Source organism: Geitlerinema sp. PCC 9228, from assembly GCF_001870905.1.
Taxonomy (GTDB): domain Bacteria; phylum Cyanobacteriota; class Cyanobacteriia; order Cyanobacteriales; family PCC-9228; genus PCC-9228.
On sequence record NZ_LNDC01000190.1, the window covers coordinates 7,518 to 18,488 of the forward strand.

The window sequence follows — 10,971 nt, forward strand, 5'->3', positions numbered from 1 at the left end:
TACTCTGTTTTGTAGGTTTCTAGCTGTTCGTATTGAACGTTTCGGCGATTTTTTGATAGGAAAATGATTGATATTTTTTGATGGAGAAAATTAGGCGTTTTTGGGGGAAATTTGACTAAGGGAACGGCAAAAATGAGGATTTGGGTTAATTTTCGCCGGCAACAGCGGTAGCAACGGCCCAATCGAAGATGCGGTGAGCGAGTTGTAGCTTGCTGCAAAGGGGGATGGTTTCTTGATTGCCTTGTTTGTCAAGCAAAATGGCAGTGTTGGTTTGACTGCCGAAACCGGTATTTTCTTGGTCGATGGGATTGGCAACTACCAAATCGAGCTGTTTTTTCTGCAATTTTTCCCAAGCTGGGGTGACAATGTCGCCGGTTTGCGCGGCAAATCCAATGAGACGCTGGTGGGGCTTCCGTTTTTGGGACAAATCGGTTATAATATCGGCAATCGGTGTTAGGGGCAATGCCTCTGGAAGCGATCGCTTGGGTAATTTTTCCCGAGCGTAATTTTGCGGACGTACGTCACCGACGGCTGCCGACATCACCACCCAATCGGCTGTTGGTAATTTTTCCAGCAATTTTTGGTGCATTTGTTGGGAACTGACGGTTTCCCAAGCTTCTACGGTGGGAAATGCCTGCAAAAAGTCCGTATCCATAGGACCGTGTACCAGGGTCACTTCAGCGCCACGGTGTATCGCTGCTTGCGCTAAAGCTGCCCCCATTTTGCCTGTAGCGGGATTGCCTAAAAATCGTACCGGGTCCAAATATTCTCGCGTACCGCCGGCGCTAATTAAAATTCGTTTGCCGGTTAAATCCTGTTTGCCGCCGGTCTGCAGCAAAGATTCGATATAAGTCAAGATAGCATTAGGTTCGGCCATGCGACCGTTGCCGACGGTATCGCAAGCCAAAACCCCCGCTTCCGGTCCGATGCTGTGGTAGCGGCTATCTGGTTGAATTTGCTGCCAGTTGCGTTGGGTGGGATTTGCCAGCCACATTTGCGTATTCATGGCTGGCGCGAGCAAAATTGGGCACTGGGAAGCTAAGACGGTATTGGTGAGTAAATTATCAGCCATCCCTCCAACCAGTTTGGCTAGGGTATTGGCAGTGAGAGGGGCAATAACGAAAACATCCGCCCATTCGCCTAGTTCGATGTGTAGGGGTCGCCCACGTTCGGGTTGCCAAAAGTCTTTGTCAGTATAGCACGGATGGCGGGAGAGGGTGGATAAAGTCAGGGGGGTAATGAAAGCTTGCGCCGATTCTGTCAAAATGGTTTTTACTTGAGCGCCGGTTTTGGCGAGTTCGGAAACCACTTGACAAACTTTGTAAGCGGCAATCCCCCCTGTTACCCCTACCAAAATATGGCGATTTTCTGGCGGTGATGCTTCGCGATCGCGCATTGCTGCTATCCTAAAAATAGGAAATTACGCTTCGTCGTAAGCTTCAAAGTCCAGTAGGTGAACGTAGGGAGTTACCAATTCCGGACGTTGAAATGCGATCGCGCGGAGCAAATGCCAGTCATCCAACCCCGCAAATGGATTGTCGTATTCGTCTAGTTCCAGGCGTTTTGCCAGTTCGGCAACATCTTCTGGGGTCATTGCCGCGATTTGTTTTTGGGAAATGCTTGTAGTTACCATGAAACTGACCTTCGACAGCTTTGTTGTTCGATCCAGCGCTTAACCTATAATATTTTACGACCCCAGCGCCGGTCCTACCGATCTTTCGATAAAATTCTTGACACTTTCCAAAACCGGCAAGGCAATTTCGTGACCCATGGCAAATTCTTGGTAGTCAATGGAACTTCCCAGCGATTCCAACGTCTCCCGGGCTTGATAAGAAGTGTTAATGGGAACCACCGGGTCGTTGGTACCGTGAGCCATGAAAATTGGAGGAATGCGGTCGGTTTGCGGTTTGGGCTGCTCGTGTAAGTAACCGCTCAGAGAAACAATGCCTGCCAGGGGAAAACGAACGCCGATATCTAAAGCCATAGCGCCACCCTGGGAAAACCCCAGCAAGCAAGTGCGCGAAAAAGGAATGTTGGTGGTTTCTGGTAGGGCTTGCAACCAATCGGTTAAGGCTCTCTGGCTGCTGGCGAGACCTTGGCGGTCTTCCACTTCTAAGTTATACCACATTTTCCCGTTGGGGACTTGGGGATGGGCAAAGGGAGCTTCTACGGAGAAAAATTTATAATCGGGTAGGTTCAAGGAAGGAACCAGGGAGGTCAAATCTTTGGCGTTAGCGCCCCAACCATGGAGCATCACCACCACGCCTTTGGTGGCATCTGGGGTTTTCGGAGAAATGGCGATCGCTTCTAATTGCATAAGCTGGATAATGTGCGTGCGTTGTATCTAACCTACAGTATTGATTCTAGATAGGGATGGAAATTAGACCAAGGATTTGTCTGGAAGTTGCGGAATGTGCGGGCGTTAAGCGCGTTGGTTTGTACTGCCGTTCGGGGCAACCAATCCCCAAATTCCCGCCAAGCTCAACCATCCCCACATATTAATTTGTACGTCGAATAGGGGAACATCTAAAAGATGAAAACACGTACATCCCCCAAAAGCAACCAGATAGGAAAACAACATCAAGCGATCGCCGGGATAATAGAAATTTTGTTTTGCCATGCCCTTTGTTAAGGATAATACACCCCGGGCAAATATCCAACCCACGACCGTCAAAAACAGCAAAGCAGCGGGAATGCCAGTTTCAGCAGCCAGCATCAATGGTAAATTGTGAGGATGTCCTAACCAAACCTGCATTTTTTGCTCGTACAAACGGGAGAAACTGCGCAATCCCCAACCCAACCACCAGCGATCGCTTATCATATCCCAAGCAAACTGCCATTGTGTGGTTCGCATCAATTCTACCGGACGATCGGCATACAAGCGATCGTTGAGCCGCTGCCAAATGTAGGCAGGTACCACCCAACGGAACCAGGTATTTGCCGGTGCAGGAGCAAAAGCCGCTCCCAACACCACTCCCATGGCAGCCACTATGGCAGTAACAATCCAATACCAACTAGCATAGATGGCAAACACCAAAACCATCAAGCCTGCCACCCCCCAAGCATTGCGGGAATGGGTAAAAAAGAGTGCGATCGCAATTATGGTTAAAGCCGCCGTTTGCCAAGTAAGCTGCCACCAAGCTCCTGCTTTGCTTGCGCGAACCTGCCACAAGGATTCCAGCCACAATCCCAACCCCAACGCAAAGGGAACCAACAGATAGCAGGCTAAAAAATTGGCATAAATAAAAATCGATGACATGCGACCGGGGGGATTGCCCCCTTCTTCAATGGGAATATTTGCCAAAATTGTCAGTTCCCAGTGACCGTGCCATCCCCACAACATCTGCCCCCAGCCAATTAGACCAACGGGAATCGCCGCTACTAGAACAATTTGAGCAATTCGTCGCAGCCGGTGGGGCGTATGGAGAATTTTTGCCAAAGCGGGGAATAAGAAGAAAAAAGGGAGAAAATTAAATAACCCCCAAAAAGAGGGCAGCGGTTTGTCGGCAAAAATCGTAGAAAGAATTTGCAAAACCGCCACCACCGCCAATCCTTGGGTGACGCGAGAAGCCAATAACGATCGCCCGTGACGAAGCCAAATTGCGATCGCTGCCCACAAAAGTCCCAATCCGCCCACAACCGGGCTAAATGAAAAAATGGCCACCCCATAGCGCGTTACTTGCCAGAGGCGGTCTTGGCGATCTTCTGGTGAGGAAGTTGTATTTACCAAAGCAAACCCTTATGCCATTTGATACGCTTCTTCTTGACGAGTCAGACGGATTTGTGCCAAAGCAAAGATAATGGGAATAATGCGACCGTAGTCTGTAGCGATCGCACGCCAACCCAAATCGGCAAAAAACCACGTCCACAGAGCCGGTCCTAAAAAGCTTAACATGGTATTGACCGTTCCGTAACGAGCCGCCGTCGCCGCCATCCCCCGACGCGCTGTTTGCATAGCCACATATCCCTGAAACTTAACAGAAGCCGCCAAACTGCCCCGCGCCACCGTTTCCCGCGCAATTTGATATTTTGCCCAATACCAAGCAAACTGCCGGGCAATTTCCTTTAGCAGCAGCGGACGCACCACCGAACTCACAGCAATGGCACTACTGCCTTTTAAAATTAGCGTGAGGGGATTTTTCTGAAAAGCCACCGGCGAGGGATGGCTAATATTCGACTGGGCAAGCGATCGCTGTACCCGCAATGTTAGCTTGTATCGGTCGGCTTTCGGCAGGCGATGCCAGCATTTTTCCAAGATATTTAAAAAGATTTCTGCTTCTAAATCGATGGTGGAAAGGGTGCTTTCGCAAGAAATACGCAAATATTTGCAAACTTGTAACAGCGTTTGCCGGTAAGTAATTTTATGCGTGCGCCGAGCGAGCACGGAAAACCCATCCGCCGCCAAAAAACGAAACCGTTTTTCCACCAAATCCAGCCAAACTTGCCTGGTTTGACTGCAAATTTCCATGGTTTCCGGGACTTGTAAGTAATCGAGAGGATTGAACCTACGTTGAAAAAGAATCCCCGTAATTTCTTGAAGTTCTTCTTCCGTCGCCAATTCCAATCCAGTTCTAAGTTCATCCAAGATTCCTGCCCTCCACACCGAACGCTATATTAAGTTTTGAATGGAAACGATTGCCAAATTGGCTATCTGCGATCGAACCACTAACTTTTCCTGGAAATCGGAAACAGAGAAGCGATCGCCACAACAAAATTTTTACCCATAGCTATCAAAATCATATCGAACCACACCAATATATTAGTAGTATTCTAAAAAATATCCCTCTACCACACCCCCACGCTCGGTACGCCCCATCACCCACTCACCTGCCGCGCCACCCACGCCAACGCCTGTTCGCGATTGTTAACTTTCCCCTCAGCCCGGGCAATTTGCACCTCCTGTAACCAACGACCAATTTCCGGTCCTTTGGGAAACTGCAATTCGTGGATGAAATCTTCTCCCGATAGGATAGGCTGGGGATGGGCAACGGGATTTTCCGGGTCGAGATAGCGGCGAATGGGGGGTTCTAGGGCGGTGATGGGTACGTTATTTGCCCATGCTAATACCACCAAAGAAGCAAATGCCTCGCCGACGGTTTTGTATAGAAAGAACCAATCGCGGATGGTTTGCTGTTCTATGGCTTCTGTCGATGCGAGTTGGGGAAAGGTGTTTTTCAGCGCGATCGCGTTTTTTTGTTCGATATTGCTATATTTGAGATCCAATAGTTGCTTGGTGGCGGTTTCTGGGTCGCTATCTAGCAAACAGAATAATTTTGCCAGCATCAGCCAGGTGGTGGGGAGGGTGGAACGCAATGGTTGCTGTAGCTGGTCGGTGAGTGGGCGAAATTCTCCATATTCTGAAATAATTGTATCGAAAGCGCGATCGCAACCTGCCATGAGTTGAAAACTACCAGCATCGCAACTGGGAAACCAAACCGAAAGTACCCCATCCTGCCAAGCTTGCTGCAACCAAAAAGCACCATGGCTGGTTTCTAAAATATAGCTTATCTCCGTTCGTACCCGTTCCGCCGCTACCCGGGCAATGAGGGATGCCAACTCTTGAATCGTCTTTTGGGTGGTGGGGTCAATAGAAAAATCGAGCTGAGCCGCCTGTCTGTACGCCCTGAGCAAGCGTAACGGGTCGCTTTCGAGATTTTTGGGGGAAACCATGCGCACCACCTGTTTTTGCAGGTCTTGCTGCCCCTGAAGCGGGTCGATAGTGGTTTGGTGGTGGGGGTCGTAAGCGATCGCATTTATGGTAAAATCCCGTCGTTGCAAGTCTTCTGTCAGCGTTTGCCCTTCCTGAGCGGCAAAATCCACCGTAGCGCGGTCAAACACCACCCGAGCAATTTGACGTTCCGCATCCAGCAATACATAGCCACCACCGTAGCGATTGGCAATCTGGCGCGCCGTTTTTACCGCCTGCTGGGGCAAGACAAAATCCAAATCCAAATGTGCCACCGACCTTTGCAGCCAAGCATCTCGCACTGCCCCGCCTACCAAATAGGCAGGTTTTGGCAAATCTGTCAAATCGAACGGCCAATTTTGCGAAGACAGGGGAGAGGGGGATTTTGGAGACATATGATAGGAAAAAATTGCGATCGCGTTCTGCCAGGAAGGCATTGCCTAAGCTAAATTAACAGAAAGACGCCTGAAGAGGATAGTACCCCAGACAGGTTTTGCGCTGTTGGGGAAGTTTCTATCTGGTTTTAGGAATCCTTATTATAAAAGGTGACTGTTATGTGTATTTGTGTAAATTGCCATTACGTCGATCGTTGCGTCACCTACCACGCCGTAGAAACGCAACACCAACAACCCCATTTAACCGACAATCCCACATTTGAACCAGTACAACCCAGCATCAACGTCAACATTCGCCCGCAAGAAGACCATATTGAAATGGAATGGGATGTGGTCGGTTGCGAAAGCTTTCTAGAAGAAGCCGGCAAATGGGCTAAACTACGCCCAGGAGAACCCGTTCCTACTTAAATTCAATCAATGGAGAGATGTGGAGATGGGGGGACTAGAAAGATATAATTACTCACGTTTCCCCCATGCTCCCACGCACCCACGCTCCCACGCACCCACGCACCCACGCTCCCATACTTGCTGTATAATAGCTAAAGAATCATTTTCAACTCAAAAGCGGAAGTGGTTATGGAATCGGCTGCCAAGCTGACGAGCCAACAACTGCAAAATACAGTTCGCCAGGTGGGTATCAATCCCAATTATTGGTATCCCGTGGAATGGGCATCTACGCTCAAACCGGGTGAAGTTCATGCAGTCACCCTTTGGCAAGAAGCGATCGCCTTGTATCGCGACATAGATGGTACCATACATGCATTGGAAGATGCCTGCCCGCACAAAGGTGTTGCCTTACACAAAGGAGAAGTCAACGGCAAAAATCTAGTTTGCCGCTACCACGGTTGGGAATTTAACGGCGATGGCGAATGCGTCAACATACCCTATTTTCCCCCAGAACAAAAACTTCCCTGTGCCCAAGCGCGCAGCTATCCAGTGCAGGAACAGTACGGGCTGATTTGGATATTTCCCGGCGACCCAAACCTCGCCAGCCAGAGCGAACTGCCTCACATAAAAGAATACGACGACCCAAGTCTGTTGTGCGTGCCCATTCCCAGCCACTTCCCCGCTCACTTTTCCATATGCAACGAAAACACCATGGATGTGTTTCACGGGTTTCTCCACAAAGACTTGCAGGGCTGGTTTAACCCCAAATTATTATCGCTACAGGAAACAGAAAACGGCGTTTCCGCAGATTACCAAGTGTCTTACAAAGGGCTGATGCCCAAACTGTTGGGATTGAGCGCAAGTGCCAACGAAGTCACCACACGTACCATCACGCTTGAATATCAATACCCGCACTACCGCAGTTCCCTGGAAGGTCTTTCTTCGTTGTATCTGTTGCGGTGTCCTAGAAATTGGCGAGATACCCGTTCTTTCAGTTATTTATTTTTACGATTGCCCTTACCGAAGTGGGTAGTCAGCAAATTTGGCAAATGGTTGGCACCGCTAATACGGCGTTTTCTCTTTGAGAAGTTTTTAGCCCAAGACCGAGAAATGGTAGCCAGCGAACAAAAAACCTACGATGCCAATCCCCAGCGGAAGTATGTAGAAGTGAATCCGGCAATTCTTGCTTTACAAAGAGCGATCGTGCGTAAGTACCAGCAAGACGCAAAGTAAAATGTAGTCGTAGGGTGGGCACTGCCCACCCGATTCCATTTAGTTATAAACTTGAGAGCGCAGCAAGACGCAAAGTAAAATGTAGTCGTAGGGTGGGCACTGCCCACCCGATTCCATTTAGTTATAAACTTGAGAGCGCGGAGTGTCAACAAATGAAAGCCCCGCTCAATTAGAATTCTCTACGAGGGTAAAATAAACGTAGCTCGTATAGGAATCTATATCATGATTTCTACTCGTTAAAAAAGCTGTTTGGTACCAAATCCATCTCAAACAGACTCGCTATTTTATCCATGGAAATTCCCTGGTATCGGGTCGATTCGCGAATTGACCCTACAAAATTTTCGTGGTTTGTACGCATCGGATTCGGTATGAGACAAATCCGTCCTGGTAAAACCCGATAATAAAACCAGGTTAGAACCCCCTGTAGTCCCCATTGTAAAGGGGGACGGTTCGGGTTACGTTTGTGGTTGAGAGAATCGGATTTGGTATGAGATAAAATGAATGGTCTGAAAGCTATGATAGCTAAATCTTTCAGTAGATTTTCCTCGACCCGTTTCTAAATACTTTTCAAGGAGTGTTTGCCCAAAGGCATGTAGTGTGGATAGAAATTCCTGTTTGGCTCAATAGGAGCAGTAATTCTAGATTTAATCAGGTACCGTATTCCAGGTGAATGTATGAGTGACGACAACCATGAAGTGTTGAAGAGAATTGCTAATGCTTTGGAACGTATTGCCAATGCATTAGAAAACGCTAATACAACCAAAAATCATAACTCAAGATCGCTATATGAGCGCATACAAAACGATTTCCAGCATTCTACTGACATTTTTAGCAACTCAAATTATTCATTAAGCCAACTTATCTCCTCTTCCACAATAGAAATGAGCGATCGCTCAACATTTTCATCTATATTAAAACCAGAATTTATTCAAAGAGACGTTATTAGAGAATTTTTGGATTCTAAAGGAATCCAGATTAAAACCGTACCACAAGAAAGTGAAGCAGATACTGTAATTAATTCACTGGCAGAGTTTTTAGGCAACCATTATGTGGCTCTGGAGAAGATTCTAGCAAAAATCAAACGTTGTATGCAGCACGGTGCTTCTTTTTCTCTTTCCATTAAAGATTATTCCCAGCAAGATATAAGTGATATATGCCAGTTTTGTACGCGACTGCATGAAATCGCTTTTTTGGAAGAATATATTTATTTTAAATCCCCTACGTATTTGATTAAAGCGAAAACAACTACGGAACCCCGCGCACAGAATTTTTTTGCTGGCCAATGGTTGGAGCGCTACGTACTGGTTAAGGTGCGTAATGCGATCGCGGAAGTACAAAATCAATTCGACCGAAAATTAACATTTGATTACTTACTAAATCCACAAATTATACTAAATAATGGTGACGACTTTGAGCTGGACTTGATTTTTCATGTAGAAAATATATTCTTTTGGATTGAGTCTAAGTCTACAGACTACCAATATCATATAAATAAATATTCCCGTATGTCCCGCCACATGGGATTGGATATAAGTCATACAATTGTTGTTCTTACCGATATCCCCCGAGACAAAATCAAAGCATTAACTGACTTATATCAAATGACAATTTGTACGCCAGATAAATTGCAGGAACAATTGATAGAAACTATGTGTGAAGATTTGGGAATAGTTTAAGTTTTATTAAGAAGCCCTCTTTATTTGTATGTAAGTAAAAAACCAATGAATCGATTGTCTCTTAGCGTATAGCAGTGGAGAGATGCTATATATACCTTGATATCCTCGTAGATTGTATGGCCGTACAAAATGGATTGCAAGGAGGCAACGGATGAGAAAACGAATCTATTTGGAACAGGGAAGTCTGGCGCTAGCAGCATTTGTCACAGGCATTATGGCTGGATTTTTCTGGACGTACACCTTTAATGTGAATCTAGCCATGTTGGAGGTAGACGGGGAAACTTATGCTACCGTTCAATCGCTGTTTAACGAAAATGTACGGCACCCAATGTTTTTTACTTTTTTCTTTGGTGGTGGTGCCGTATCTTTGCTTGCCCTAGCAGCGAACTGGCGGCGCGATCGCACTCTACCTTTTTGGCTTATTATAGCAGCAGGTGCGTTGTATGTGGGTGGCATCATCATTTTTACGGCTAAGGTCAATTTGCCCTTAAATGACTACACCGAATCTTGGAATCCGCAAGCACTTCCCACTGATTGGAAAGCGACTCGTGATGCCTGGAACGAAGCCAATGCCCTGCGTACTGGCACATCTGCACTTTCTTTTATTTTGTATCTTGTTGCTTTGGCGATACATCCGTCAAAGAGACACTAGCTCTGTTACATGGCATCCCCTAGGTACGGGAAATTTATTGAGTAAAAAAATAGAAGTTGCATGTTGCCTAATTTTTCTTTCAATCACAATATTTTTGAATTAGCCATAGCTCCCCTATGAAATTTTTTAGGAAAAGCAATATTTCTTCACGCTTTACAATCTGCGCGCGATTTGGGAAACATGGTATTTAATGAGAACAAGCGGACAATCTGTGACCGCCTGTCAAATCAAACTTAGGAAATACCACCATGAAAACCCCCCATTCTCTAGCTTTTCTGTTTCTAAGCGCGATCGCACTGGCAACCAGTATAGCCCAACCTGCCACCGCCCGCCCCACAGTTCCAATTACCAACATTGCAGCTTATATTAGTTCGGAAGATGGCTACATACTCGCATATCTCAGCGTCCCAGACAAGGATACCACAGTTCCTGTGGGAAACGGACTCCGCCACTACGATATTCACATCGCCAAAATGTTTGAAATTACCCATTATGAATGTTTGGACAACCAACGAAGGGGCAACTCCGTGGTTGGATTGGAATGGAATTATCAAGCAAACAACGGAAAAATTGACATGGGAGACTTTCGCATTCGTTGTAGTTTAGCTCAAGATATTGTCGATGCTTACGGTTTGGGAGAACCCGAGACAACGGAAATTCTGTATTATCGCGCGCAAAATACAGTTGACTTTCCCACATTAGACTTATCTGGGTCGAAAGCCCAACGGTGGCAGGAATTTACCACGAATTTCACCCCTGAGTAAGTTTTTTTATAAAATTTACTAATAAGGAAAGTAGGGTGGGCAGTGCCCACCCTACGTCATTTGCTGTTAACATATACAAACAATATTATCAACCATCGAATTAGCTCAATTTCAGCTATACAACTCCCCCTCCCCAATCCGATATTGCTAAACCACAAACATAACCCCAACCGTCTCC

At 46.7% G+C, this 10,971-nt stretch carries 11 protein-coding genes; 5 read left to right on the top strand and 6 right to left on the bottom strand.

The window, feature by feature from the left end:
• Window positions 1-145: 145 nt before the first annotated feature.
• The 6 genes from coaBC to AS151_RS19755 all read right to left on the bottom strand — a co-directional run bounded on the left by coaBC (window position 146) and on the right by AS151_RS19755 (window position 6,123).
• Complete coding sequence (gene coaBC / locus AS151_RS19730) at window positions 146-1,396, bottom strand: bifunctional phosphopantothenoylcysteine decarboxylase/phosphopantothenate--cysteine ligase CoaBC (RefSeq protein WP_071518783.1); 1,251 nt, start codon at window positions 1,394-1,396, stop codon at window positions 146-148.
• Between the two features lie 24 nt (window positions 1,397-1,420).
• Window positions 1,421-1,633: a DUF2555 domain-containing protein gene (locus AS151_RS19735; protein ID WP_071518784.1), complete on the bottom strand. Its 213-nt coding sequence runs from the start codon at window positions 1,631-1,633 to the stop codon at window positions 1,421-1,423.
• 54 nt (window positions 1,634-1,687) lie between these two features.
• Entirely contained in the window at window positions 1,688-2,317 is a 630-nt protein-coding gene (locus AS151_RS19740) for an alpha/beta hydrolase (protein WP_071518785.1), read from the bottom strand.
• 105 nt (window positions 2,318-2,422) lie between these two features.
• Window positions 2,423-3,730: an O-antigen ligase family protein gene (locus AS151_RS19745; RefSeq protein ID WP_071518786.1), complete on the bottom strand. Its 1,308-nt coding sequence runs from the start codon at window positions 3,728-3,730 to the stop codon at window positions 2,423-2,425.
• A 9-nt stretch (window positions 3,731-3,739) separates the two neighbouring features.
• On the bottom strand, window positions 3,740-4,585 hold the full coding sequence (locus AS151_RS19750) for a YaaW family protein (protein ID WP_071518787.1): 846 nt from the start codon (window positions 4,583-4,585) through the stop codon (window positions 3,740-3,742).
• Window positions 4,586-4,815: 230 nt separating this feature from the next.
• Window positions 4,816-6,123 (bottom strand): CCA tRNA nucleotidyltransferase, encoded by a 1,308-nt coding sequence (locus AS151_RS19755; protein WP_244533090.1) that lies wholly within the window; start codon window positions 6,121-6,123, stop codon window positions 4,816-4,818.
• Between the two features lie 117 nt (window positions 6,124-6,240).
• Here AS151_RS19755 and AS151_RS19760 point away from each other — a divergent pair, with 117 nt between their 5' ends.
• The 5 genes from AS151_RS19760 (at window position 6,241) to AS151_RS19780 (ending at window position 10,793) form a co-directional block, all read left to right on the top strand.
• On the top strand, window positions 6,241-6,489 hold the full coding sequence (locus tag AS151_RS19760) for a Ycf34 family protein (protein WP_071518789.1): 249 nt from the start codon (window positions 6,241-6,243) through the stop codon (window positions 6,487-6,489).
• A 168-nt stretch (window positions 6,490-6,657) separates the two neighbouring features.
• Window positions 6,658-7,701, top strand: coding sequence for an aromatic ring-hydroxylating dioxygenase subunit alpha (locus AS151_RS19765; RefSeq protein WP_071518790.1), 1,044 nt, complete (start codon window positions 6,658-6,660; stop codon window positions 7,699-7,701).
• A gap of 674 nt (window positions 7,702-8,375) precedes the next feature.
• Window positions 8,376-9,377, top strand: a complete 1,002-nt coding sequence (locus AS151_RS19770; protein ID WP_071518791.1) for a hypothetical protein — start codon at window positions 8,376-8,378, stop codon at window positions 9,375-9,377.
• Between the two features lie 151 nt (window positions 9,378-9,528).
• Window positions 9,529-10,029, top strand: coding sequence for a DUF1772 domain-containing protein (locus tag AS151_RS19775; protein WP_071518792.1), 501 nt, complete (start codon window positions 9,529-9,531; stop codon window positions 10,027-10,029).
• Window positions 10,030-10,277: 248 nt separating this feature from the next.
• The gene (locus AS151_RS19780; RefSeq protein WP_211517655.1) at window positions 10,278-10,793 is read left to right on the top strand and encodes a hypothetical protein; all 516 of its coding nucleotides are present in this window, start codon (window positions 10,278-10,280) and stop codon (window positions 10,791-10,793) included.
• The last annotated feature ends 178 nt before the right edge of the window (window positions 10,794-10,971 follow it).